This is a genomic window from Ruminococcus sp. N15.MGS-57, from assembly GCF_000980385.1.
Classification (GTDB): domain Bacteria; phylum Bacillota; class Clostridia; order Oscillospirales; family Ruminococcaceae; genus Hominimerdicola; species Hominimerdicola aceti.
Genome location: NZ_LARF01000006.1, coordinates 50,147 through 74,638, shown reverse-complemented (window position 1 = coordinate 74,638; position 24,492 = coordinate 50,147). Strand labels below are relative to the sequence as shown.

Genomic DNA, 24,492 nt, shown 5'->3' with positions numbered 1-24,492 from the left:
CTAGTTTTTTCATAACCCTGTAAAGACTTTCAAGACAGCGTGTATACCCTTGTTTCCTGAGACGATGCCATAGTTCGGGAAGCTCAAGTGTCGGGTTCCGTTTGTGATACCTTTTGATAAGATCTATTTCTTCCTTGGTATGCTCATTGGGATGATGATGCGGTCGGCGTGATTTAACTGCAAGGGACTCCACACTTCCGTCCCAGCGTTTCAGCCAGAAATATATATATGAACGTGATTTATTGTATTTTCTGCTCGCTCGGCTCACTCCATATTTCTTTGCGTAATTCATTAAGGATTGACGAAACTTCATATCTTGTGTTATACTATTCATGAGAGATAGGCTTCCTTTCTGATTTGTATTTGTGTGGTAACTTTATTTTATCAGATTTTTGCCTATCTCTCTTTTCTTTTTTCTTAATTTTGTCCAATATCTATTGTAGCACTACACAATATCAAAAAGAAATTTATCTCACCCCCTTGTAATTTGTTTTGAAATTTGATATAATAAATCTATATGAGTATTTGACGGCTTTTGCCGCCTTTGGATAAAGGATCGAGGCTTTTATGGACGATAATAAAAAATTCGGCGACGTTTCTCAGGAGGATATTGACAAGGCTAAAAAAGCCGCCCCTGACGACCTAAAGGAAAAACAGCCCGTGAATGTTATGGACGAGGTCTTTGAATGGGCTGAATCTTTTGTGTTCGCTATGTTTATGGTGATCCTGATATTTACTTTTTTCTTCAGGATAGTTCTTGTTCAGGGACCTTCTATGCGTGAGACCTTGCAGGATCAGGACAGACTTATAATCACTCACATAAATTATACACCGCAAAAGGGCGATATCGTTGTTATCAACAGCGAAAAGCTCGGCAAGACTATCATCAAGCGTGTTATCGGCACCGGTGGAGATAAGGTTGTCGTTGATTATAATAACAACACTGTTACCGTCAACGGTAAGGTCATTTCAAATGACAATATCAGGGAAGCTATGTATAACACTAATCTCTTTGATGAGAAATATGAAGTGGAAGAAAATGTTTTTGAGTATGACGTGCCTGAGGGCAAGCTGTTCGTCATGGGTGATAACAGAAATAATTCCACAGACAGCAGAAGGATAGGCTTTATCGACCCGTCTGACGTGCTTGGTAAGGCAGTTTTAAGGCTTTATCCATTTGACAGCTTTGGTAAGGTAAGTTGAAAAAGCAGGGTAAAAGAGCTGTTGATAATCTGTTCGACTTTCTTGAGATCATAGTCATGGCAATGTTCGTGGTCGTGCTTGTTTTTACTTTTGTGTTTAGAACAGTGAATGTACAAGGACAGTCAATGCAGGACACTCTTTTTGAAAATGATTCTCTTGTTATATCAAAACTGCTTTATACGCCAAAGCAGGGGGATATAGTTGTGGTCAACTCGTCTGTTCTTGACAATAGGATAATCAAACGTATCATTGCCGTAGAAGGGCAAAAGGTCGAGATAGACAACAAGTCGGCTATAGTCAAGGTCAACGGAGCAGTGCTTGATGAGAGCTATATTAAGTGTGACGGCAGCTTTGATGACGAGTATTTTGATGAAAGATACTATAATAAAGAAAGTGAAGTTTATGAATATGAAGTGCCTGCGGGATGTTGCTTTGTAATGGGCGACAACCGAAATCATTCCACAGACAGCCGTGTAATAGGATATGTGCCTTATGACGAGATAGTTGGCAGAGTTCTGTTTCGATTTGCGGCAGGCAATGATGAGGGCATTGGTAAGGTAGATTGAGTTAGAGTAAGGAGGAAGATATGAGCGAAGTATCTCACGTTCAGTGGTTTCCTGGACATATGGCAAAAACGCGCCGCATAATGGCGTCAAACCTAAAGCTTGTGGACGCAGTGGTGGAAATAACTGACGCTCGTATCCCGTTTTCAAGCAGAAACCCCGAAATGAAGCGTATCGTAGGCTCAAAGCCAAGGCTTGTGCTTCTCAACAAGGCTGATTCAGCCGATCCGGAAGTAACAGCAATGTGGCTCGACTATTATGCAAAACAGGGAATCACAGCACTTGCTACAGATTGTAGGAGTGGCAAAAACGTAAGCAAGTTTTATGGAAAGCTCAAAGAGCTTTTAAAGGACGATATTGAGAAATGGAATGCCAAGGGTATGTCTGGCAGACCTATAAGAATAATGATAGTCGGTATACCAAACGTTGGCAAGTCGTCATTTATAAACAGACTTGCAGGGTCAAGGCTTGCAAAAGTTGAGGACAGACCCGGTGTTACAAGAGGTAAACAGTGGGTGAAGCTTGATGAGGGCTTTGAACTTTTGGATATGCCAGGTGTGCTGTGGCCTAAGTTTGAGGATAAGCTTGTTGGCGAAAGGCTCGCATTTACAGGTGCAGTCAAGGACGATATCATGGACATGGAATATCTTGCCTGTCGTCTGCTTGAGTTTTTGAAAGAGAACTATCCTGAGCTTATCGAGAAACGTTATGGCATCAGAACAGATGATATAGAGCCTGCTGACGAGGAAACTATCGGCTGTGTGGTAGGCTTTGAGCTTCTTGAAAGAATAGGCAGAAAGCGTGGCTTTTTAGTTTCTGGCGGAGAGATAAATACCGAAAGGGCAGCCATTACAGTTATGGACGAGTTCAGAAATGGTACTCTCGGCAGACTTACTCTTGAAAAGCCAAAGGGGTATTGATATGACGCTCAGCGAGTTTGACAACGAGATAAGAAAAGATTATAACGTGGTGTGCGGCTGCGATGAAGCTGGCAGAGGTCCTCTTGCAGGAGATGTGTTTGCAGCGGCTGTGATATTTGATAAGGACACTGTTATAGAGGGGATAAACGACAGCAAAAAGCTTACAGCGAAAAAGCGTGAGGAGCTTTTTGATGAGATAATGGAAAAAGCAGTTGACTTTTCTATACAGACCGCAACCGTGGAAGAGATAGAGGATATAAATATACTTAACGCCGCAATGCTTGCAATGAAAAGAGCGGTGGAGGATATGGACACAAAGCCTGACGTCTGCCTTATAGACGGGAACAAGACCCCTGAGGGGCTTGAATGTCCAGCCATAGCGGTGGTAAAGGGAGATGCTAAAAGTCAGGCAGTGGCGGCGGCTTCAATTCTTGCAAAGGTCGCAAGGGACAGGTATATGGAGCAAATGGCTGAACAATATCCTGAGTATCGGTTTGAGAAGCATAAGGGCTATGGCACAAAGCTCCACTATCAGATGATAGACCAGTATGGACCATGCGGAATACATAGAATGAGTTTTCTCAAAAAGTATTATGCAAAGAAAAATGGGCATTGACCATACCCAGCGCCGAAAGGCGGGCAATATCGGGGAGGACGCAGTTTGCGGCTTTCTTGTAAGACACGGGTATGAGATAATAAAGAGGAATTTTACCGTCAGAGGCGGTGAAATAGATATAATCGCAGAGAAAGCGGATATCATAGCCTTCGTGGAGGTCAAAACTAGGGAGCATGGCTCTCTTACTTCCGCTGAAGAGGCTGTCGATCCGGTCAAGCAGCGGCATATCGTTCAGACAGCACAGGCTTTTTGTAAGGGGATTTTAGAGCCTGTGTGCTGTCGGTTCGATGTTGCGGCGGTGGAGTTGGAGAACGGCAGAGTCAAAAAGCTGAGATATTATGTGAACGCTTTTGATGCAAGTGTGAAATAAAGACCATGGGTCGGATATGCCGAACGAACTGTGTCTGTAGGGGCGAACATTGTTCGCCCGTGACGTGGAATGTTAGACGTTATCTGAACAAATGGTCTGTAAATAGCCGACACCTGTCGGACATCTAAAACAAGAAGGGTTGTTGTTTATGTTTTACAAAAGTACAAGAAACAGCGAAGTAAAGGTTTCGTCTGCACAGGCGATAGCACAGGGCATTTCTGAGGACGGCGGTCTTTTCGTTCCGTCTGAGATACCTGCCATAACACTTGATGATATCAAGGCTCTTGGCGAAAAAAGCTACGCTGAGAGAGCATTTTTCGTTTTCTCAAAGTACCTCACAGATTTCACAGAGGCTGAGATACGCTACTGTGTAGAGGGTGCTTACAACACAAAGAATTTCGACACCGACAATATAGCTGAGCTTGCTCACCTTTTTGACGGCACTTATATGCTTGAACTGTGGCATGGTCCAACTTGTGCATTTAAGGATATGGCTCTCCAGATACTTCCATATCTGCTCACAACTTCTATCAAGAAGCTTGGCGTTGACAAGAAGGTAGTTATCCTCGTTGCTACATCAGGCGACACTGGCAAGGCTGCTCTCGAGGGCTTCAAGGACGTTGAGGGTACAGAGATACTCGTGTTCTATCCAGAGGACGGCGTTTCAGCTATGCAGAAAAAGCAAATGACAACTCAGGAGGGCGGCAACGTCGGCGTTTGCGCTATCAAGGGCAACTTTGACGACGCTCAGACAGGCGTTAAGACTATCTTCACAAGCAAGGAAACTGCCGACAAGCTTGCTGAGAACGGCATGATGTTCTCCTCTGCAAACTCTATCAACTGGGGCAGACTTGCACCACAGATAATCTATTATGTATCTACATACGCTCAGCTTGTTGCTGACGGCGAGATCGAGCTTGGCGACAAGATAAATATAGTTGTTCCAACAGGCAACTTCGGTAATATCCTTGCAGGCTACTATGCAAAGCATATGGGCGTCCCTGTTAATAAGCTTATCTGCGCTTCAAACGCAAATAACGTCCTCACAGACTTTATAAAGACAGGTATTTATGACAGAAATCGTCCGTTCCATACAACTATCTCTCCTTCTATGGATATCCTTATCTCTTCAAACCTTGAAAGACTTCTTTATCACCTCAGCGGTTCTGATGACGCTCAGATAAGAGAGTGGTTCGGTAGCCTTTCCAAGACTGGCAGATATGAGGTAACAGACGAAGTGAAGAAGGCTATCGCTGACGAGTTCTATGCAGGCTGCTGCGACGATGAGCAGACAAAGGCTTGCATTAAGGAGATCTATGACGAGTATTCTTACACTTGCGACACTCACACAGCCGTTGCAGTGAAGGTGTACAAGGACTATGCGGCTGCTACAGGCGACAAGACAAAGACTGTTATCGCTTCAACAGCAAGCCCATATAAGTTCTCAGGCTCAGTTCTTGCAGCTATCGGTAAGGATACAAACGCTGACGAGTTCGGTCTTGTTGACGAGCTTGCCGAGGTTTCAAAGATACCTGTTCCTGCTTCACTTGCTGCACTTAAGGATAAGGAAGTAAGATTCACAAAGGTGATCGACAAGGCTGATATGAAGGACTACATCTACTCAGCTCTGGGTATTTGATATGTACCCGTCCGACTATTGTCGGGCGGAGGTCAGCGCACAGCGTATGTCCACTGACCATGGCGAGGGAAATTAGCCTCTTGCCTTGAATGTCTTGCACTCTGTTTCGTCACAGCAGTTAGGGTCGGTGCAGGTACAGCCTACATTGATCTTGCCTGCGGTACATTCGCAGTTGTTGCTGTTGTAAACGCAGTTGTCTACGTTGCAGTGGATACCGTAAATTCTATCCTTCTCCATTTGTACATCGCTCCTTCTGCAGCTTTTTGCTGCAAAAGTAGTATGTGCATGAGTGGTCGGGATAATACATGAAGTTTCTGGAATGGAGGAAAAACCGTGAGCCTATTTGCCATTGCCGACTTGCATTTGTCGCTGGGTACAGATAAACCAATGGATATATTCGGTGGCTGGTCTGATTATGTGACAAAGCTTGAAACAAACTGGCAGAACAAAGTTCGTCCTGAGGACACTGTGGTGATACCGGGTGATATCTCGTGGGGAATGAATTTTGAGCAGTCGAAAAAAGACTTCGAGTTCATAAATAAGCTCAACGGCAGAAAAATAATATCCAAGGGCAATCACGATTATTGGTGGAACACCAAGAACAAAATGGATAAATTTTTCGCAGAAAACGGTTTTGATACCATAAATATCCTGCATAATAATCATTACAGCTATGATGGCTACGGCATATGCGGAACGAGAGGCTGGATAAGCGACAATGGTGAACCTGCGGATCAGAAGGTTCTGGCAAGGGAAGCAGGCAGACTTGCACTCTCTATCGAGTCTGCGCAAAAGGCAGGCTTAGAGCCTGTGGTGTTTTTGCATTATCCGCCGCTTTTCGGCAATAGCTGCAATTATGATATGCTTGAAGTGCTTCATAAATACGGCATAAAAAAGTGTTTTTACGGACACCTTCACGGAAGAGCCCACGCTTATGCAATAAACGGCACTCGTGACGGAGTAGAATATCGGCTTATAGCTAGTGATTTCTTGCATTTTGACCCATTGGACATAACGAAAATTGTGCAAAGTGACAATTTATAAAAAAATGCTGGAAATGACAATATATTTGTGCTATAATGTATAAGATACATTTATATAATGGAGGAATAATAAATGAGTTTAAAAGCTACAAACAATGTTGAAACCAATAAGTACGAGCTTGAGATCGAGATCTCTGCTGAGGATTTTGAGGCTGCAATAGAGAAAGCTTATCTTAAAGCAAGAAAGAATATCGCTATGCCTGGCTTCCGTAAGGGTAAGGCTCCTAGAAAGCTTATCGAAAAGGAATATGGCGAGCAGGTATTTTTTGAGGACGCTGTAAATCTTCTGTACGCTCCTGTTGTAAACGGCGCAGTTGAAGAGTCCGGTCTGGAACTTGTTACTCGCCCAGAGGTAGAGGTAACTGAGATCAGCAAGGAAAACGGCGTAAAGCTCAAGGCAACTTGCATCACAAAGCCTGAGGTTGAAGTTAAGGACTATAAGGGTATAGAAGTTGAAAAAGTTGTCAATCCTGTAACTGATGAGGATATCAACAAGCAGCTTGACGCTCTCAGAGAGAAGAATGTAACTGTTGAGACAGTTGACGACAGAGCAGCTGAGAACGGCGATGACGTTGTTATCGACTTCGAGGGCTTCAAGGACGATGTTGCTTTCGAGGGCGGTAAGGCAGAGGATTTCACACTGTCACTTGGAAGCGGTCAGTTCATTCCTGGCTTTGAGGATCAGATCGTTGGTCACAACGCTGGTGAGGATTTCGACATCAACGTAACATTCCCTGATGAGTATCAGGTAAAGGAACTTGCAGGCGCACCTGCTGTATTCAAGATCAAGCTCAAGAGCATATCAAAGAAGGTTATGCCTGAGCTGGACGATGATATGGTAAAGGATTCAACAGAGTTCGATACAGTTGACGAATACAAGGCTGACGTTAAGAAGAAGCTTGAGGAAGCTAACGAGAAACACGCTGATTCTGAGGTAGAGGCTAAGATATTCGATAAGGTCATCGAGAACATGACAGCTGAGATCCCACAGGTTATGTTTGACAACAGAGTAAACGAGATGATAAGCGAGCTGGAGCAGAGACTTGCACCACAGGGCATCTCACTTGATCTCTATATGCAGTATACAGGTCAGACTATCGACACTGTAAAGAAGGCATATGCTGAGCAGGCTGAGAAGCAGGTCAAGCTCAGACTTGCACTTGAAAAGATCGCAAAGCTTGAGAATATCGAGGTAACTGAGGACGAGCTTAAGGCTGAGTTTGATAAGCTTGCTGAGGCTTACAAGCTTGACGTTGACCAGATCAAGCAGTTTATCCATGATGACGACCTTAAGAAGGATATTGCAGTTGGCAAGGCTGTTGACCTTATCAAGGACGCAGCAGTTATAAAGTAAGATAATTTATGCTTTCGCCCGCATGACCTTATGCGGGCGAAAATAGATTAAGGAGGCAATTTTATGGCATTGGTACCTTATGTAGTGGAACAGACAAGCAGAGGCGAGAGAAGCTATGACATTTATTCCCGCCTGCTCAATGACAGAATAATCATGCTCTGCGACCAGATAGACGACGCAGTTGCAAGCGTAGTAGTGGCACAGCTGCTTTATCTTGAGGGACAGGATCCTGAAAAGGATATCGACCTTTATATAAACAGCCCTGGAGGAGTAATCACTGCCGGCATGGCTATCTATGATACTATCCAGTATATCAAGTGTGACGTGTCAACTATATGCATGGGTATGGCTGCTTCAATGGGTTCATTCCTGCTTTCAAGCGGCACAAAGGGTAAGAGATTTGCTCTGCCAAACAGTGAGATACTCATTCATCAGCCTCTTATCGCAGGCGGCGGAATTTCTGGTCAGTGTACAGATATCAAGATACATTCTGACCACATGGTAAAGACCAGAGAGAAGCTCAACAGGATACTTGCCCAGAACACAGGCAAGCCTATCGAGCAGATCAACATCGACACTGAGCGTGACAATTATATGACAGCTCAGGAGGCTCTTGAATACGGTCTTATCGACAAGGTAATAACTAACAGATAGGTTCGGTGAAATAAATGGCTAATGATACAATAAGAAAATGCTCGTTCTGCGGCAAGCCTGAGGACAAGGTTAGAACACTTTTTTCAGCAGGCACGAGCCACATTTGTGACGAGTGTGTACTTTATTGCTATAATGTTCTGGCTGAGCAGGAGGGACTTCCTACAACGAAGCAGCGTGGCAAGGGTAAAAATTCAGCTGACAGCGGCATAACCCTTAAGAAGCCTGCGGAGATAAAGGCAGTTCTTGACGAGTATGTTATCGGGCAGGAGGAAGCAAAGATAGCTCTTTCTGTTGCGGTATACAATCATTACAAGAGAATTTTGTCACTTAATGACGATGATGACGTAGAGATACAGAAAAGTAACGTTTTGCTTCTTGGACCAACAGGAACAGGAAAGACTTTGCTTGCACAGACTTTGGCAAGGCTTCTGAACGTGCCTTTTGCTATTGCTGACGCTACTACGCTCACAGAGGCAGGCTATGTAGGCGACGATGTTGAAAACGTGCTTACAAGGCTTATTCAGGCGGCAGATTATAATGTTGAAGCGGCTCAGAACGGTATTATTTATATCGACGAGATAGATAAGATATCAAGAAAATCGGAGAACGTTTCTATCACAAGAGATGTAAGCGGTGAGGGCGTACAGCAGGCGCTTCTTAAGATAGTAGAGGGCTGTGTGTCCAATGTGCCTCCACAGGGTGGCAGAAAGCACCCACATCAGGAGTTTATACAGATAGATACGAAGAATATTTTGTTTATCTGTGGCGGAGCTTTTGAGGGACTTGACAGTGTTATCAAGAAGCGTACAGAGTCATCATCACTTGGTTTTGGCGGAAAGGTCAAGAGCAAGGAGGATGATAACAATGTGATGAAGAGGGTAGTACCACACGATCTTGTTAAGTTCGGTATCGTACCAGAGCTTGTGGGCAGACTCCCTGTTATCACGGTTCTTGACGAGCTTGACGAGGATGCACTTTGCAGGATCTTGACAGAGCCAAAGAACTCGCTTATCAAGCAATACACGAAGCTTTTCAAGCTTGACAACATCGATTTTGAGATCACAGAGGACGCAAAGCGAGAGATAGCCAAGAGGACTATTGAAGAAAAGACAGGAGCAAGAGGACTTAGGGCGATAGTTGAGAAGATACTCACAAAGCTCATGTTTGAAGCACCATCTGATGATGAGATAGTTGGCATAAAGATAACGGCTGAATGTGTTCGTGGCGAAGCAGAGCCTGAGATAACTCGTGCGGTAAGCTCGGCCAGAAAAAAATAATAGTACAAATCTTTGTACAGATAAATGAGAGGTGGAGTATTCTGCCTCTTTTTTTGTTGCATTTCTGCGTTATCCGCACATTATTTATTTGTTTAACAAACCATGTAGGGGCTGGCGCCCTCGACAGCCCGCTTTTTGGACGTTACATCTTGTGATTTGTTACACAAACTTTGAGAAAATACACAAATTGTGGTAGGGACGAGCATTGTTCGCCCGTTTCGGTCGCTTGCATAAATTTGTCACAATCAAAAAAATTCGACACTTCGATATCGGGACGTCGGGGGCGCCGTCCCCTACATTTTGTTGTTTACGATACGAGTTCATGAAGCTAACGGGCGACACTCCCCACTTTGACCGCTTTTTCCCTTGAATTATGCGGAAATATGTGCTATACTAAAGAAAATACACTATAGGGGGAATCCATATGAATGAACTTATCCAACAGTTTATTACAGATGAAGTCACTGCTCTCACTTACTCCGACCTTTGGAACTTCGTCAACTCCAACTCCATTTGCCGTGGTACTTTCGAGGGCAATAATCACATTATCATGAAAATCTCCTCTAATCAATTCATTATTTATCGCATTTGCCTTGGTATGGAAAACACCAAATATCAGGAAGCTGTTCTTGTTGCAAAAACCTACCTGCTTAAAAAGATAAATAGCATGGCTTATCAGCTTCATTTAGAGGATATTCAGAACATTTTAGACTAATTGCTTTTTAAGGAGATCATAAAATGAGTGTGCCTTTGGCTGAACGAATTAGACCCAAAACCCTTGATGATATTGTGGGACAGACCCACCTGTTAGGCGAAAATAAACCTCTCAGGCGTATTATCGAAAGCGGTAAAATACCGAATATGATTTTTTATGGTCCGTCAGGTGTTGGCAAAACTACGGTCGCAAGAATGATAGCAAATAATGCTAATATGACTATGCATAAGCTTAACGGCACAAGTGCTTCTATTGCTGATATCAAGCAGATAGTTGCTGAAACTGAGACACTCAGCGGCATTAATGGTATCTTGCTTTATCTTGACGAGATACAGTATCTTAACAAAAAACAACAGCAATCGCTTCTTGAATACATTGAAAACGGCAAGATAACTCTTATCGCTTCTACCACTGAAAATCCGTATTTTTATGTGTACAATGCTATAATTAGCCGTTCAACTGTGTTTGAGTTCAAGCCGCTGACTTCGGAGGAGATCTTGCCTGCAATAAAGCGTGCTTTTCAGCTTATGGCTGATGAGTTGGGGCTGAAACTGCGTCTTGAAAATGGTGTGTTGGAGCATATCGCAAGGGGCTGTGGCGGTGATGTGAGAAAGTCAATAAATACAGTGGAGCTTTGCATACTTTCGGCAGATAATGACGGTGAAAAGCTCACCGTGAACCTTGACAATGTGAAGCTTCTTACTCAGCGCAGCAATATGCGCTATGACCGTGCAGGCGATGAGCATTATGATATTCTGTCGGCTTTGCAGAAGTCCATAAGAGGTTCTGACGAGAACGCCGCACTTCATTATGCCGCACGGCTTATGGAAGCTGGGGATATCATTTCTCTGTGCAGACGGCTACTTGTTATCGCAAGTGAGGATATAGGACTTGCGTATCCTATGGCGGCAGTAGTGACGAAATCCTGCGTTGATTCGGCATTGCAGTTGGGACTGCCTGAAGCGAGGATACCATTGGCGGAAGCTGTGGTTCTTCTTGCCACTGCTCCAAAATCAAATTCTGCTGAATCAGCAATAGACGCAGCTTTAGCAGATGTGAGAAATGGTGATTTTGGAGATTATCCACGGCATTTGCAGAATAAACATTTTGACGGCGAGGGCGCAAAAGTGAAAGGACAGCACTATCTTTATCCCCATGATTTTCCAAATCATTGGGTAAAACAGCAGTATCTGCCTGATAAGCTTGTGGGGAGGACTTATTATCAGTATGGTGAGAATAAGACGGAGCAAATGGCGAAAGCGTATTGGGAGAAGATAAAGAAGTGAGAAAAGGAAAAAACGTAAAGAGTGCAGTGGCTTTGCGGCAGTAAAACATATTCTCCACAAAAAAATTAATCGCCGCAGGCGATACCTTAATTCCTCACTCCTCATTCCTCATTCCTCACATTCCCCACTATAAAAAATTTTCGTTGACATCAAAAGAAAAATACGCTATAATAAAACAGAACGGAATGTCCGTAAAATTTTATGATGGGAGTAATTTCGATGAAAATAATGGATACTATCGGCTTTGTTGAAAATGTCGATAAAGAAGTCGGCGAAGCAATGGAAGCCGAGCTGGCAAGACAGAGAAGAAATCTTGAGCTTATCGCAAGCGAAAATATCGTTTCACCTGCCGTTATGGCTGCAATGGGTTCTGTGCTTACTAATAAGTATGCTGAGGGATATTCTGGCAAGAGATATTATGGCGGCTGTCAGTGCGTTGACGTTGTGGAGGATATCGCTGTTGAAAGAGCCTGCAAGCTTTTCGGCGCTAAGTATGCTAACGTTCAGCCACATTCTGGCGCTCAGGCTAACACTGCTGTTTATTTTGCTCTTCTTAAGCCAGGCGACACTGTTATGGGTATGAGCCTTGACGCTGGCGGACACCTTACACACGGCTCACCTGTAAACCTTTCAGGTAAGTATTTTAATTTTGTTCCTTACGGCGTAAATGACGAGGGCTATATCGACTACGAGGCTCTTTACAAGCAGGCTAACAAGTGCAGACCTAGACTTATTGTTGCAGGTGCAAGTGCTTATCCAAGAGCTATCGATTTTGAGAAGCTTTCTGAGATAGCAAAGGCTGTTGGTGCATATCTTATGGTAGATATGGCGCATATTGCAGGACTTGTTGCCGCAGGCTGCCATCAGTCACCAGTACCATATGCTGACATTGTTACAACAACAACACATAAAACTCTGAGAGGACCAAGAGGAGGACTTATCCTCACAAACAACGAGTATATAGCTAAGAAGATAAATTCTGCTATTTTCCCAGGCACACAGGGCGGCCCTCTTATGCACGTTATCGCAGCAAAGGCAGTTTGCTTTGGCGAGGCTCTCAAGCCTGAGTTCAAGGCATACGGTGAGCAGATCGTAAAGAATGCACAGGCTCTTGCAAAGGGACTTCTTGACAGAGGATTCAATCTCGTATCAGGTGGCACAGACAATCATCTTATGCTTGTTGACCTCAGACCTTTCCACATCACAGGTAAAGAGTTTGAGAAGAAGCTTGACGAGGTTTATATCACTGTAAACAAAAATGCTATCCCTAACGACCCTGAAAAGCCATTTGTAACCAGCGGTGTAAGAGTTGGTACAGCGGCAGTTACCACAAGGGGACTTGTTGAGGAGGACATGGACGTTATTGCAGAGTGTATGTATCTCACAGCAACAGACTTTGAGAATAAGGCTGATGAGATCAGAGAAAAGGTAAACGCTATCTGCAAGAAATATCCACTTTACGAATAATTGTACGGATTTATATACTGTTGATACACAAAGGGAGCGGCTTAGGTCGCTCCCTTTTTCTCAATAATATATGAATAAATCTCTCTTTTGGTTGATTTTTAACAGAGATCGTGTTATAATAATCTTTTAGAGTATAATTAAAAGGTGGGATATACTTTGCCAATTAAAATACCAAATGACCTTCCTGCGTTCCAAACGTTGGAAAATGAGAATATATTCGTTATTCCCGATGACAGAGCCGCTCATCAAGACATTCGTGCCTTGAAGATCGCTATTGTCAATCTCATGCCTGACAAAATTGCGACAGAAACGCAGCTTCTGCGTCTTTTGAGCAACACACCTCTTCATGTTGACATCGACCTTATTCAGATGAGCAGTCATATGTCAAAAAACACCTCTTTGGAGCATATGCTCGCTTTCTACAAGAACTTTGACGAGGTGTGTGATAATCGTTATGATGGTCTTATAATCACTGGTGCGCCTGTTGAGCAAATGGAGTATGAAGACGTTGATTACTGGGACGAGCTTTGCAGAGTTTTTGAATGGTCAAAGACCAATGTTTTCTCAACTATCCACATATGTTGGGGCGCTCAGGCTGGACTTTATTACCATTATGGCGTTCCCAAATATCCTTTGAAAGAGAAGATGTTTGGCAATTTCAAGCACCATATCGACTATCCCGAAAGCATTATTCTCAAAGGTTTTGGAGATGTTTTCCATTGTCCGCACTCACGCCATACTGAGGTGCGTCGTGAAGACATCGAAAAGGTGGACGACCTTATAGTGGTGGCAGTGTCAAACGAGGCGGGTGTGCATCTTGTTTCAGATAAGACACAAAGACAGTTTTTCCTGTTCGGCCACTGGGAATATGATCGTGAGACCCTTGCAAAAGAGTATTTCAGAGATAAGGAAAAGGGGTTGCCTATACAGATACCATATAGCTATTTTCCTGACGATGATCCAGAAAACAAGCCTATTTTCAATTGGAGCTGTTCGGCTAATCTGCTTTATTCAAACTGGCTCAACTACTGCATTTATCAGAAAACGCCATATGATCTTAATGAGCTTGAGCCACTGGGGACTGCACAATGAAGAACGGCAGACATATAGCTGAGTTTTACGGTGTTGGAGTAATGCTCGCAATAGTGGGTGGCTATCTTGACGCTTATACCTACATCAGTCGTGACCACGTTTTTGCAAATGCACAGACAGGTAACATGGTGTTGTTGGCTATCAATATCAAAGAGGGAAGCTGGCTGAAGGTCTTTCTTTATCTGATGCCTATACTGTCCTTTATGCTTGGCGTGCTGATAGTGGAAGCTGTGAAGCTGAAATTCAATGAACACCCGAGGATACATTGGCATAGGATCATAATCGGTGTGGAGCTTGTGGTGCTGACTATTGTGGGATTTATCCCTGCCGGTACGCTTAACACATTGGCGAATATCCTAGTTTCCTTTACCTGTGCAATGCAGGTGGAGGGTTTTAGGAAAATGGACGGAAAGCCTTTCGCTACCACGATGTGTACTGGCAATCTTAGAAGCGGTACGGATAACCTGTTTCAGTATTTGAAAACTAAGGATAAGCTAAAGCTTAGTAATGCAATGCAGTATTATGGCATAATCCTTTGCTTTATAGGTGGAGCGGCAGTGGGTGCATTTGTCACAGAATTGCTTGAAACTAAAGCGGTGTTTGTTGCTTTGACAGGTCTTGTTATCGCACTCTGCATTTTAAGAAGCGACGACGATAAATTAGCAGAAGGTAAGTGACGATCACCGAGCAAAGCCTTGTCAGGGTTTGAGGCATAGACTGAATATGCGTAAGCCGAAAATCAAAAAAACAAAGCAAAGCAGTGCTTGAGAAAAATCTAAGCACTGCTTTTTCTATTTCATTTTGCAAAACCACCTTTCAAAGCATAAAGTGAATTGGTGGCAAAACAAAGTAATATGGATATCCAAATAATAATTGCAAAAAATATAACGTCACAAAAGCGAAAATGATGTTATCTGACTGCTTTTGATTGAATGTTGTTAAAATGCACAAACATCTTATTCATAATTTAAAAAACGGCCAAAAATAATGCTGTGTGAATGATTTTGAGCGGAATTGCTTGACTTTTGCTGTACAATATGTTACTTTAATATCAGAAACAATCAATATCGTTCAATTGACGTCAAAAAACATTTTTGGAATTTGAAAAGGTGATAAAATGCTTACAGAGGAAAGGTACTCTATTATATTAGAGAGAGTCAAGCAGAATAAAAGTGTGAAGCTTTTGGAGTTGTGCGAGCTTTTAAAAGCTTCTGAATCAACGATACGCCGTGACTTGACGGTGCTTGATGAAAGGGGTCTTTTGAAAAAAGTTCATGGTGGTGCTATATCTGCCGAGGAACATTCTTTCAATCCGGAGGAACAGGACGTTGAGTCAAAGTCAAAGCTTTTTACCGATGAAAAGCTTGCAATTGCGAGGTTTTCAGCCTCTCTTGTGGATGACGGTGATTTCATTTTTATCGACGCCGGAACGACTACAGGCTATATGATAGACTTTCTGCCAGATAAGAAAATTACCTTTGTGACTAACGCTTTCGTTCATGCCAAAAAGCTTGCTCAGCGTGGCTTTAAGGTCTATATGCCGGCAGGGGAGATAAAGCTCACAACGGAGGCTATCGTTGGTGCTGAATGTGTCAGCAGTCTGCAAAGCTACAATTTCACCAAAAGCTTTCTTGGAGCAAACGGAATTTCGTTGTCAGGCGGTATAACAACACCGGACAGAAACGAGGCAAGAGTGAAGTCTACCGTGGTGTTAAACAGTCAGACTGTTTATATTCTTGCAGATCACTCTAAATTCGATCAGATATCTGCGGTCACTTTCGCTCAGCTTGGACGTGTGAAGATAATCACCGACAAGCTTCAAGACAAAAAATATCTTACAAAAGCAAATATCAAGGAGGTAATGTAAAATGGTATATACTGTAACATTCAATCCTGCTATCGACTATGTTGTTCATACAGGGGAGATGAAGCTTGGGTCTACCAACCGCTCAGATAGGGAAGAGATGTATTTCGGTGGCAAGGGTATAAATGTGTCTGTAGTTCTTAGAGAGCTGGACATTCAGTCAAAGGCACTTGGCTTCACTGCAGGCTTCACAGGTGAAGCTATCGAGAACGGATTAGCGGAAATGGGAATTGATACAGATTTTGTTCATCTCAAAAACGGTAATTCCCGTATAAATGTGAAAATAAAATCTGCTGAGGAAACAGAACTGAATGGTCAGGGCCCTGATATAGATGATGAGGCTGTGAATAAGCTTTTTGCAAAGCTTGATAAGCTTCAGGACGGAGATACGCTTATACTCGCAGGAAGCATACCTGCCTCGCTGCCTTCAGATATCTATGAGAAGATACTCGAAAGGCTCGCGCACAAGAATATCAGAACAGTAGTGGACGCAACAAAAGACCTGCTTCTCAATGTGCTTAAATATAAACCTTTCCTTATCAAGCCTAACAACCACGAGCTTGGCGAGATGTTCGGAGTGACACTCACTAATGATGAGGAGATAGAAAAATACGCACGTAAGCTTAAAGAAATGGGTGCTGTGAACGTGCTTATCTCAATGGCAGGGGACGGCGCAATGCTTATTGACGAAAACGGTGAAATGCATCGCTGTGGAGTATGTAATGGTAAGGTGAAAAATTCCGTTGGTGCAGGCGATTCAATGGTGGCAGGCTTTACCGCTGGTATATTGCAGGGCGATTATGAATATGCTCTTAAACTTGGTACAGCCGCTGGCGGTGCGACTGCTTTTTCTGATGGGCTTGCTCAAAAAGAAAAGATCGCAGAGCTTCTTGAAACGCTCTGAAAAAATATAGGGACGCGGAGCAATGGCAGTTTCAGGTGCAACTTTTGCTGCTCCTGGCGAAATGTTCCATCAGGCTTTCTTGGCGCATTGCTTGCAGGTTTCCTTAGGAAAGTTACAGAATAGTCTTTACAAATATAAGAAAATATAATATAATAATGTTAACAATCATAAATAAATTAAGTTTCAGAAAAGGAGAGATCTATTATGGTATCAAAGGTCGTAAAAGTAGTAAATGCAGAAGGACTTCATATGCGTCCGGCAGGTATCATTGCAAAGGCTGCTAAGGAGCATCCTGAGTGCGAGATCATGATGAAAGCAAACGGCAAGGACATCAAGGCTAAGGCTGTTATGCAGATAATGGCAGCAGGTATCAAGAATGACACTGAGGTAGAGATAATCGTAACAGGCGAAAATGAGCAGGCTGTGCTTGACGAGTTTGTTAAAATGTTTGAGGACGGTTTCGGCGAATGATTCCTTATATCTTCCAAAAAAATTCAGACAAGACCGTAGCGTAAACTGCGGTCTTTCTGAGCAATATGACGTTGTAAAAAATCTAAAAGAGAGAAATACATATGGACAAAAAATATCTTTTACTACTTGCACAAAAATTTCCTACTATAGACAGTGCCGCCAGCGAGATAGTAAATCTATCTGCAATACGCAGTATGCCAAAGGGTACAGAATACTTTTTCAGCGATATCCACGGAGAGTATGAAGCCTTTTTGCATATGCTAAAAAGCGCATCGGGCATGATAAAAAACAAGATAGACCTGACCTTAGGAAAAGCAGTTTCCTCGGCAGAGCGTGAAGCCCTTGCCTATCTTATCTATTATCCCGATAAGCAGCTAAAGCGTTTGCGTGATAAAAACGGGCTTTCAGACGAGTGGCGCAGACTTACTATCTATCGTCTGATACTTGTTTGCGAGGCGGTGTCGGCAAAGTATACACGTTCGAGAGTGCGAAAGAGCATACCAAAGGATATGGTCTATATACTTGACGAGCTGCTTAATGTCACTGATGATGTGGTAAAGGAATATTACTATGATGAGATAATCACCACAATTCTTGACACTGGAATCGCAGACCGCTTTATAAAGTCCCTTTGTGAGCTTATACAATCTCTTGCTATCGACAAGCTGCATATTATCGGAGATATATATGACCGTGGTCCAAGAGCAGATATTATTATGGACGAGCTTATGAAAATGCACGATGTCGATATACAGTGGGGCAACCATGACATTTCGTGGATGGGTGCGGCTTCAGGTAATCTCGCTCTTATTGCAAATGTTATCCGTATATCCATGCGATACAATAACTTTGACGTTCTCGAGGACGGCTATGGATTAAATCTTCGTGCGCTGGCGGTCTTTGCAGGAGAAACATATAAAAACGATGAGTGCGCAATTTTCATGCCACAGACACTTGATGATAATATCTATGACCCTGTTGATGCAAAGCTTGTGGCAAAAATGCACAAGGCTATCACAGTTATACAGCTAAAGCTAGAGGGTCAGCTTATCAGGCGCCACCCTGAATGGAAACTATCTCACCGTGACCTTTTCAGCATGGTGGACTTCGCGAATGGCACTATAACAATAGACGGGCAAACTCATAAGCTTCTTGACGGCAATTTTCCTACAGTTGATTCTGCCGATCCTCTTGCGCTCACCGAAGGCGAAAATGAGCTTATGACGATTCTTGCAAACTCGTTTATGCACAGCGACAGGCTCAACACACATATGCGTTTTTTATATTCAAAAGGCTCAATGTATAAGACCATAAACGGCAATTTGCTTTTCCACGGCTGTATCCCTCTTGATGAAAATGGAAAGCTTCTGAGCTTAAGTATAGCAGGAGAGCAGTATTCGGGTAAGGCAATGCTAGATAAGCTTGACGAAATAGCCAACAAGGCGTATTTCTTACAGCCTTGTGAGGAGAAAAGCAACTGCGCAGACCATTTGTGGTATCTGTGGAGCGGCGCACGTTCGCCTCTTTATGGCAAGGACAAAATGGCGTTTTTTGAGCGATATTTCCTTGAAGATAAAAAGCTTCACAAGGAAAATTATAATGCCTATTATCACTTCTCAGAGAAGCCTGAGATATGCGGAAAGATACTTGAAATGTTTGGGCTTGACCCACAGCGTGGTCATATCATAAACGGTCATGTACCTGTGAAGATAAAAAATGGCGAAAGCCCTGTCAAGGCAGACGGCAGGCTGTTCGTTATTGACGGTGGTATCTCAAAGGCTTATCAAAAAGCCACCGGTATCGCAGGCTACACTCTTATTTATGATTCCCACAGCCTTAATCTTGCGGAGCATAAGCCGTTTATTGCAGGAGAGAGTGAGCATACTCCTGAGATACATATGGTGGAAAGACTTGACCGTCGGGCAAACATTTCAGATACAGACAAAGGAAGGGAACTGCTTTTGCAGATAAACGATCTCCGTGACCTGTTGGACGCTTATCGCTCTGGAGATATCAAAGAAGGCTATAAGGTATTTTAGATGTTCTGAAAGGAGCTTAACATATGAAAAAGGGAGAACTGAACTGAGCTGTTATCGGCTGTGGCGTTATCGCAAACGAAATGACAAAGCTTAGGAAAGAATGGGGACTTAAATGCCCAAATGAGCTATGGTGATATCCTCTTAATGATTCTAACAAGTCAAAAGGCACTGGCTTCAATTGGAAGCCAATGCCTTTTTTTATCTCTTGTTTTGCTGTGAAAACAAGTACAAATTATAGTACAAATAAATTACAAGTACAAAAATATGTACGTTTATCACACGAATTCAGAGCATATATTTTTGTAACATTCATTGGTGGAATAGACCCATTTTGTGAGCCTGCCGCTGGTGATGAAATAGTTTATCTTTGAGGGAAAAACGCTGTTTTCAAATACGTCTACGATAATGAGCTTTACTTTCATTTTTTCGGGGATAAGAGCTTTTATGTAAACACTTGCTGCCTGCCCCACACGCACATTTTCTCTTGGTTCTGCAAGCCCTGCAAGGTTCGGAGCAAGCTCTATAAAAATACCGTATGGTTCAATGGAGCGTACTATCCCGCCTACAGTTTCTCCTGTGGAGAACAATGCTGCATTTTCTTCCCATGTTCCTAAAAGTTCCTTGTGAGAAAGGCATATCCTGTCCTCGTCACAGCTTTTTACCACAGCATATATGTCCTGACCGTTGAAAAATCTGTCGTTGGGATGGGTGATGCGTGAGACGGATATGGCGTCTATTGGTATAAGTGATGGAAGACCACAGCCTATGTCAACAAAGCATCCGAAAGGCTCAAGGTGTGTTACCTTTGCCGGTATAACGTCCCCTGATGTGAGTGTACTTATATATCGTTCAATGCACTCTTCTTGTGCAAGACGTCTTGACAACCTGCATATGACCTCGCCCTTTTCGTGAACAATATCTGTCACCTTGAAGCATACCGTTTTGTTTACCCTAGAAAGTAACGCTATGTCTTTTGTTTTGCCTTCTTGTATTCCGATCGCTCCCTCTGATCTTGGGATTATTCCTTTGCCAAAGGGAAGCTCTACTATTATGTTGTGTTCGCTGTCACAAAGCACAGCATGACCCTCCAGTATCAACCCCTGAGCCATTGCCTCAGCCATTGTTCGTTCGCTTTGAAGATAATATCGGTTTTCAGGGCTATTGAAGATCTTGCCCTCAGGTAAATATTTTTTCATTATTTTGCCTCTTTCCCCACAGATTTTTTTAAAACAGCAGGATCTCTGTGGTTGATCCATTGATTTTGTTCATATTCTGCACATATTTTCTTTGTGATAATTGTGCGTGAACTCTTGCTGATACAGTAAATTAATATTCAATGTGCTGAAATATTAGTACAATTTTTATATTCTTTGCTTCAAATTATAAACAAAAATCAAAAAAACTATAAAAAAGCTTGACAAATGCAATTGTGCGTGTTACAATAGTGTAGTAATTTGTAATCAGTTTGTAACTTTCTTAACCGTTATCGTTACAGATTGATACATAATTTTAATCGACCGTAATAAAATTAAATAGCGGCACAGACATGACCGCCGCTAATTAAAAGAAAGGGTGTGAATTGGCAATGCAGCGTGTATGCGTTGTAAAGCCGTATTATTAATGGATCATTCAGCAAGTTTTATTTCAGCAAAGAATAAGTCACTGAAAGTTATAGTGATGTTCATTGCAGCACTTATGACATTTTTGGTAATGACAGAGGGATTTAGTGCCGATGCTGCTGCGGCAAAGCTTTCGACTCCTAAGATGACAGCTCAGATAAACTATGGAAGTGAGTTCACTCATCCGTATAACAAGCAGACAAACACTATCAAGGTGCATTGGAGCAAGGTAAAAGGTGCTTCAAAATATGAGCTATACATCAAGGGTGGCAAATATAAGAGCTGGAAGAAATACAAGACAGTCAAGAACACGAACTGCACTGTTACAGGTCTTCAGAGAACGACTTCATATCAGTTCAGAGTTAAGGCTGTAAATGGCTCTGCCGCTTCTGCTTACTCAAAGACACAGACAATAAAGACAGCAAGAATGGACTTCAATAAGGCAGGCTGGGAAGCAATGTGCCGTATAGTTTATCATGAGGTTGGTAAGATGTCAGGTTCAGAGTGGGATAAGCCTATCGTTTATGTTGCAGATTGTGTTGCAAACCAGTATGTTGCCGCAAAGTACACAAAGAATGCAATGTGGAGATCCTACTATGCAAGATATAACAATGTTCAGGATATTATTTATAGGAGCGGTGGATTTATGTCATCTGCACAGCTTTCAAGGGACGGAGCAAATTATTCAAACGTTTCCAGAAGAGTAAAGCAGGCTGTTTTTGGTGCAGTATATGGCAAAACTCACCTTAACGGTATTGCTAATGACTATAATGTTTACTTCTGGTGCAACAGAAGCTACAAGACAAACAGCAGTAAGATAGCCTACTCATTTAAAATTCCTTGGGGTTATTTCAATGTTTGGAGAACCTATTGGGGATAATTGTAATACTATTATAGAATTATGTGAAAGAAGAGCAGAACAAAGCGTCTGCTCTTTTTTCATTGACAAGAATGTAGCGGTGTGGTAAAATAAAGTTGATAAAAGCAGGGAGGGATCAGAATGCTTGTGGGTGCGGTCGGCTATAATTATCGCCATAGAAAAGATTTTATTATGGATTGCCCTCAAGGGGTGGGTAGTCCTCTTATATTGCTCATAAAAGAACCGTCGGTGTTCGTCATAAATGGAATCGAGCATAGGGCAGAGAAAAATTCTTTTATCCTGCTTTCACCGGATACCCCTGTGAAATACCATGCCGCAGAAGAGTTTTATACCGATGATTGGCTTTATTTCAATTATGAGAAGGGCGATAAGGAAAAATTTGAAAGTCTTGATGTTCCTAAAGATGCACTGGTATACCTTGGAAATATCGATGAGCTTAGTCAGATAATACGCTCGGTAGCATATGAGTATCAGCTCATGAAAGAGGGACATGAGGAAGTAACACGGTACTATATGGAGATCTTTTTGTTAAAGCTTGCAAGACAGCTAAAATGTACAGACAAGAAGTCTTGTATTATTACTGACAGGAACAGCCGCTTTATGCAGCTCAGAGCATACATATATGCAATGCCTGAGGATATTGCAGACGTAGGTAGCATGGCATGGGATATGGGTATAAGCAGGTCAAGTTTTCAGCATATGTATAAGAAAATGTTTGGAGTGAGCGTCATGACAGACGTTATAAGCGCACGAATGGAAAGAGCCAGTCAGCTTCTTGCAACGACAAATCTCAGCGTAAGGGAAGTGGCTGAGAGGTGCGGTTATACTAATGAATATGGTTTTATGAAGCGGTTTAAAATGCACTTTGGAAAAACTCCAACGGAGTTTCGGAGTATGCTCTGACAACGGTGGATAAACTTTAGACGGCATAACAAAAGAGGTCAAGGAATGTGTCCCTGACCTCTTTTATGTTATTTTATTCTTCAACAAATACAGCGGCCGAGCCTTTAATAATGAGCTTTCCGTTTTCAAGGCTTGCGCCATGACCTACTGTATAAATTATCTTGCCATTGACGTTTTTGATCTCTGTCGTTTCGTCTTTTGGATTTATGACCGCCAGTATGCTCTGTCCCTCGCCCTTACGTCTGTATACCAGAGGATATCCGCTTGACAAAAACTCTATCTCCCCCCTGCTTTGCAGAGCAGGATTTTTCTGCCTGAAGCTTATAAGCCCTTTGACTTCGCTTCTAAGTGAGGTGCTGTCCTTGGATTGGCTTTCAGCGTCAGGTCTGTCTTTACTGCTGTCCAGCGGTACATAGAGCATTTCAGCCTTAGCTGATGAGAAGCCTGCATTAAGCCCCTTGTTCCACTGCATAGGCGAACGTGAGCCGGTTCTGCCATAGCCACCCTCAACTGATGTCAGATTCTCCACATATCTCATGCCTATTTCGTCACCATAGTAGATAAACGGTGCGCCCGGCATTGTGAGCAGGAAAGCAAATGCAACACGCATTTCGTCTGTATCAAGGGTTCTTGCAAGTCTGTCCATATCATGGTTGCCTGACGGGATACAGATAAGACCCTTGCCGTCTGTCTTGGCATAATTGGTTTTGTATGCTTCAACAAATTCTTTAGCCGTACCCTTGCCACGCTTTGAGAAATAAGGCTCTTCACAGCGGAAAAGGTCATTATAATGTGACGGACCAAAGTGCAACAGAAAGTCCATATGGAAGCCACCAATTATTGACTTGTCAGGTTCTCCCCACTCTGATACCATAGCGGCATATGGGAACTCCTTATCAAGAAATTCTCTTACGTTTTGCCAAAGTGCGATAGTGCCTTTGCCGTTCTCGTCATTCTTTACAAGAGAGCCTGCCATATCCACTCTGAAACCGTCTGCACCGGCACTAAGCCAAAAACGCATTATATCCTTGAGTGCTTCAAGTGTGGCTCTCGGACCCTCGTCATTCATAGACTGCTGCCACTTTTTATCAGGATCAGGCTTATAATAGCCGTAGTTAAGTGCAGGCTGATGTGAGAAGAAATTCACGGCACATGAGCCGTCCCTGTCGGAGATACCACGGATACTAGCCATGCCGTCAGGCTCTACCCATATGCTGTCTGTCCACACATAGCGGTCTGTGAACTCGTTTCTCTCGGCTTTCATTGATTCCTTAAACCACTTGTGAGTAACGGCAGTATGACCAGGTACAAGGTCGAGGAGGACGTGCATACCACGCTTATGAGCCTCGTTAAAAAGCTCCACCAGGTCCTCGTTAGTGCCATAACGTGGAGCGACTGTGTAATAGTCCTCAACGTCATAGCCTGCGTCGCCAAAAGGTGATTTGAAGCATGGGTTTATCCAAATAGCGTTACACCCCAGCTCGCAGATATAGTCAAGCTTTTCTGTAATACCCTTGATATCACCGATACCGTCTGAGTTTGTGTCATTGAACGATTGTGGATAGATCTCGTAGAAAACTGCGTTGTCAAGCCACTGTGGCTGCTTTGTCATG

General features: G+C 42.9%; 24 protein-coding genes and 1 pseudogene. 21 read left to right on the top strand and 4 right to left on the bottom strand.

The genetic code is table 11. The features are described 5' to 3' along the window. Window positions 1-292: pseudogene (locus WS40_RS11280) on the bottom strand (IS481 family transposase); the annotation flags it as partial. 275 nt (window positions 293-567) lie between these two features. On the opposite strand from WS40_RS11280, the gene lepB (WS40_RS02245) reads away from it, so the two are divergent. From lepB (WS40_RS02245) to thrC, 6 genes are all read left to right on the top strand, one after another. After that, window positions 568-1,203, top strand: a complete 636-nt coding sequence (lepB, locus tag WS40_RS02245; RefSeq protein ID WP_117863748.1) for a signal peptidase I — start codon at window positions 568-570, stop codon at window positions 1,201-1,203. Next, window positions 1,200-1,769: a signal peptidase I gene (lepB, locus tag WS40_RS02240; RefSeq protein ID WP_046439822.1), complete on the top strand. Its 570-nt coding sequence runs from the start codon at window positions 1,200-1,202 to the stop codon at window positions 1,767-1,769. Before lepB (WS40_RS02245) ends, lepB (WS40_RS02240) begins: the two co-directional genes overlap by 4 nt. 20 nt (window positions 1,770-1,789) lie before the next feature. Then, window positions 1,790-2,686, top strand: coding sequence for a ribosome biogenesis GTPase YlqF (gene ylqF, locus WS40_RS02235; protein ID WP_022286696.1), 897 nt, complete (start codon window positions 1,790-1,792; stop codon window positions 2,684-2,686). Between the two features lies 1 nt (window position 2,687). Then, window positions 2,688-3,302, top strand: coding sequence for a ribonuclease HII (locus WS40_RS02230; protein WP_038671652.1), 615 nt, complete (start codon window positions 2,688-2,690; stop codon window positions 3,300-3,302). After that, the gene (locus WS40_RS02225) at window positions 3,280-3,672 is read left to right on the top strand and encodes a YraN family protein (protein WP_046439819.1); all 393 of its coding nucleotides are present in this window, start codon (window positions 3,280-3,282) and stop codon (window positions 3,670-3,672) included. Before WS40_RS02230 ends, WS40_RS02225 begins: the two co-directional genes overlap by 23 nt. Window positions 3,673-3,820: 148 nt before the next feature. After that, entirely contained in the window at window positions 3,821-5,311 is a 1,491-nt protein-coding gene (gene thrC, locus WS40_RS02220; protein WP_022286699.1) for a threonine synthase, read from the top strand. A gap of 72 nt (window positions 5,312-5,383) precedes the next feature. On the opposite strand, the gene WS40_RS11275 is transcribed toward thrC, so the two are convergent. Next, on the bottom strand, window positions 5,384-5,548 hold the full coding sequence (locus WS40_RS11275; protein ID WP_022286700.1) for a DUF1540 domain-containing protein: 165 nt from the start codon (window positions 5,546-5,548) through the stop codon (window positions 5,384-5,386). 96 nt (window positions 5,549-5,644) lie between these two features. On the opposite strand from WS40_RS11275, the gene WS40_RS02215 reads away from it, so the two are divergent. From WS40_RS02215 to WS40_RS02155, 13 genes are all read left to right on the top strand, one after another. Further along, window positions 5,645-6,355: a metallophosphoesterase gene (locus WS40_RS02215; RefSeq protein ID WP_022286701.1), complete on the top strand. Its 711-nt coding sequence runs from the start codon at window positions 5,645-5,647 to the stop codon at window positions 6,353-6,355. Between the two features lie 72 nt (window positions 6,356-6,427). Continuing rightward, window positions 6,428-7,708 carry a trigger factor gene (gene tig / locus WS40_RS02210; RefSeq protein ID WP_038671658.1) on the top strand — a complete coding sequence of 427 codons (1,281 nt, stop codon included), beginning with the start codon at window positions 6,428-6,430 and terminating at the stop codon, window positions 7,706-7,708. Between the two features lie 63 nt (window positions 7,709-7,771). After that, a complete protein-coding gene (clpP, locus tag WS40_RS02205; RefSeq protein WP_022286703.1) occupies window positions 7,772-8,362 on the top strand; it encodes an ATP-dependent Clp endopeptidase proteolytic subunit ClpP in 591 nt (196 codons plus the stop codon). 14 nt (window positions 8,363-8,376) lie between these two features. After that, window positions 8,377-9,639, top strand: coding sequence for an ATP-dependent Clp protease ATP-binding subunit ClpX (gene clpX / locus WS40_RS02200; RefSeq protein WP_046439817.1), 1,263 nt, complete (start codon window positions 8,377-8,379; stop codon window positions 9,637-9,639). Window positions 9,640-10,063: 424 nt separating this feature from the next. Continuing rightward, the gene (locus WS40_RS02195) at window positions 10,064-10,354 is read left to right on the top strand and encodes a hypothetical protein (protein ID WP_022286705.1); all 291 of its coding nucleotides are present in this window, start codon (window positions 10,064-10,066) and stop codon (window positions 10,352-10,354) included. 23 nt (window positions 10,355-10,377) lie between these two features. Beyond that, on the top strand, window positions 10,378-11,640 hold the full coding sequence (locus WS40_RS02190) for a replication-associated recombination protein A (protein ID WP_046439815.1): 1,263 nt from the start codon (window positions 10,378-10,380) through the stop codon (window positions 11,638-11,640). A 219-nt stretch (window positions 11,641-11,859) separates the two neighbouring features. Further along, window positions 11,860-13,107: a serine hydroxymethyltransferase gene (glyA, locus tag WS40_RS02185; protein WP_046439812.1), complete on the top strand. Its 1,248-nt coding sequence runs from the start codon at window positions 11,860-11,862 to the stop codon at window positions 13,105-13,107. A gap of 156 nt (window positions 13,108-13,263) precedes the next feature. Then, complete coding sequence (metA, locus tag WS40_RS02180) at window positions 13,264-14,199, top strand: homoserine O-acetyltransferase MetA (protein WP_046439810.1); 936 nt, start codon at window positions 13,264-13,266, stop codon at window positions 14,197-14,199. Beyond that, on the top strand, window positions 14,196-14,876 hold the full coding sequence (locus tag WS40_RS02175) for a YoaK family protein (protein WP_046439808.1): 681 nt from the start codon (window positions 14,196-14,198) through the stop codon (window positions 14,874-14,876). Before metA ends, WS40_RS02175 begins: the two co-directional genes overlap by 4 nt. Before the next feature lie 440 nt (window positions 14,877-15,316). Beyond that, entirely contained in the window at window positions 15,317-16,066 is a 750-nt protein-coding gene (locus WS40_RS02170; RefSeq protein WP_046439806.1) for a DeoR/GlpR family DNA-binding transcription regulator, read from the top strand. Window position 16,067: 1 nt separating this feature from the next. Next, window positions 16,068-16,967 carry a 1-phosphofructokinase gene (gene pfkB / locus WS40_RS02165; protein WP_046439804.1) on the top strand — a complete coding sequence of 300 codons (900 nt, stop codon included), beginning with the start codon at window positions 16,068-16,070 and terminating at the stop codon, window positions 16,965-16,967. Between the two features lie 204 nt (window positions 16,968-17,171). After that, on the top strand, window positions 17,172-17,438 hold the full coding sequence (locus WS40_RS02160; RefSeq protein ID WP_046439802.1) for an HPr family phosphocarrier protein: 267 nt from the start codon (window positions 17,172-17,174) through the stop codon (window positions 17,436-17,438). 101 nt (window positions 17,439-17,539) lie between these two features. Further along, window positions 17,540-19,477 (top strand): fructose-1,6-bisphosphatase, encoded by a 1,938-nt coding sequence (locus WS40_RS02155; protein ID WP_046439800.1) that lies wholly within the window; start codon window positions 17,540-17,542, stop codon window positions 19,475-19,477. Window positions 19,478-19,752: 275 nt separating this feature from the next. Here WS40_RS02155 and WS40_RS02150 read toward each other — a convergent pair whose 3' ends face one another. Further along, window positions 19,753-20,673: a S1 RNA-binding domain-containing protein gene (locus tag WS40_RS02150; RefSeq protein ID WP_022286716.1), complete on the bottom strand. Its 921-nt coding sequence runs from the start codon at window positions 20,671-20,673 to the stop codon at window positions 19,753-19,755. 424 nt (window positions 20,674-21,097) lie between these two features. Here WS40_RS02150 and WS40_RS02145 point away from each other — a divergent pair, with 424 nt between their 5' ends. Together WS40_RS02145 and WS40_RS02140 are read left to right on the top strand one after the other, a co-directional pair. Then, complete coding sequence (locus WS40_RS02145) at window positions 21,098-21,976, top strand: fibronectin type III domain-containing protein (protein ID WP_046439798.1); 879 nt, start codon at window positions 21,098-21,100, stop codon at window positions 21,974-21,976. A gap of 120 nt (window positions 21,977-22,096) precedes the next feature. Beyond that, window positions 22,097-22,879, top strand: a complete 783-nt coding sequence (locus WS40_RS02140) for a helix-turn-helix transcriptional regulator (protein ID WP_046439796.1) — start codon at window positions 22,097-22,099, stop codon at window positions 22,877-22,879. A 73-nt stretch (window positions 22,880-22,952) separates the two neighbouring features. Here the strand turns inward: WS40_RS02140 and WS40_RS02135 are convergent, their stop codons facing one another. Next, a complete protein-coding gene (locus tag WS40_RS02135; protein ID WP_046439794.1) occupies window positions 22,953-24,491 on the bottom strand; it encodes an alpha-amylase family glycosyl hydrolase in 1,539 nt (512 codons plus the stop codon). Window position 24,492: the final 1 nt, after the last annotated feature.

Bases quoted from the DNA above. Each gene is read 5' to 3' on its own strand.
- pfkB (WP_046439804.1), top strand. From the start codon at position 16,068: ATGGTATATACTGTAACATTCAATCCTGCTATCGACTATGTTGTTCAT.
- WS40_RS02225 (WP_046439819.1), top strand. From the start codon at position 3,280: ATGCAAAGAAAAATGGGCATTGACCATACCCAGCGCCGAAAGGCGGGC.
- WS40_RS02230 (WP_038671652.1), top strand. From the start codon at position 2,688: ATGACGCTCAGCGAGTTTGACAACGAGATAAGAAAAGATTATAACGTG.
- ylqF (WP_022286696.1), top strand. From the start codon at position 1,790: ATGAGCGAAGTATCTCACGTTCAGTGGTTTCCTGGACATATGGCAAAA.
- lepB (WP_117863748.1), top strand. From the start codon at position 568: ATGGACGATAATAAAAAATTCGGCGACGTTTCTCAGGAGGATATTGAC.
- clpX (WP_046439817.1), top strand. From the start codon at position 8,377: ATGGCTAATGATACAATAAGAAAATGCTCGTTCTGCGGCAAGCCTGAG.
- WS40_RS02155 (WP_046439800.1), top strand. From the start codon at position 17,540: ATGGACAAAAAATATCTTTTACTACTTGCACAAAAATTTCCTACTATA.
- thrC (WP_022286699.1), top strand. From the start codon at position 3,821: ATGTTTTACAAAAGTACAAGAAACAGCGAAGTAAAGGTTTCGTCTGCA.
- tig (WP_038671658.1), top strand. From the start codon at position 6,428: ATGAGTTTAAAAGCTACAAACAATGTTGAAACCAATAAGTACGAGCTT.
- WS40_RS02195 (WP_022286705.1), top strand. From the start codon at position 10,064: ATGAATGAACTTATCCAACAGTTTATTACAGATGAAGTCACTGCTCTC.
- WS40_RS02140 (WP_046439796.1), top strand. From the start codon at position 22,097: ATGCTTGTGGGTGCGGTCGGCTATAATTATCGCCATAGAAAAGATTTT.
- WS40_RS02160 (WP_046439802.1), top strand. From the start codon at position 17,172: ATGGTATCAAAGGTCGTAAAAGTAGTAAATGCAGAAGGACTTCATATG.
- glyA (WP_046439812.1), top strand. From the start codon at position 11,860: ATGAAAATAATGGATACTATCGGCTTTGTTGAAAATGTCGATAAAGAA.
- WS40_RS02150 (WP_022286716.1), bottom strand. From the start codon at position 20,673: ATGAAAAAATATTTACCTGAGGGCAAGATCTTCAATAGCCCTGAAAAC.
- WS40_RS02145 (WP_046439798.1), top strand. From the start codon at position 21,098: ATGGATCATTCAGCAAGTTTTATTTCAGCAAAGAATAAGTCACTGAAA.
- clpP (WP_022286703.1), top strand. From the start codon at position 7,772: ATGGCATTGGTACCTTATGTAGTGGAACAGACAAGCAGAGGCGAGAGA.
- WS40_RS02170 (WP_046439806.1), top strand. From the start codon at position 15,317: ATGCTTACAGAGGAAAGGTACTCTATTATATTAGAGAGAGTCAAGCAG.
- WS40_RS02190 (WP_046439815.1), top strand. From the start codon at position 10,378: ATGAGTGTGCCTTTGGCTGAACGAATTAGACCCAAAACCCTTGATGAT.
- WS40_RS02175 (WP_046439808.1), top strand. From the start codon at position 14,196: ATGAAGAACGGCAGACATATAGCTGAGTTTTACGGTGTTGGAGTAATG.
- WS40_RS02135 (WP_046439794.1), bottom strand. From the start codon at position 24,491: ATGACAAAGCAGCCACAGTGGCTTGACAACGCAGTTTTCTACGAGATC.
- WS40_RS11275 (WP_022286700.1), bottom strand. From the start codon at position 5,548: ATGGAGAAGGATAGAATTTACGGTATCCACTGCAACGTAGACAACTGC.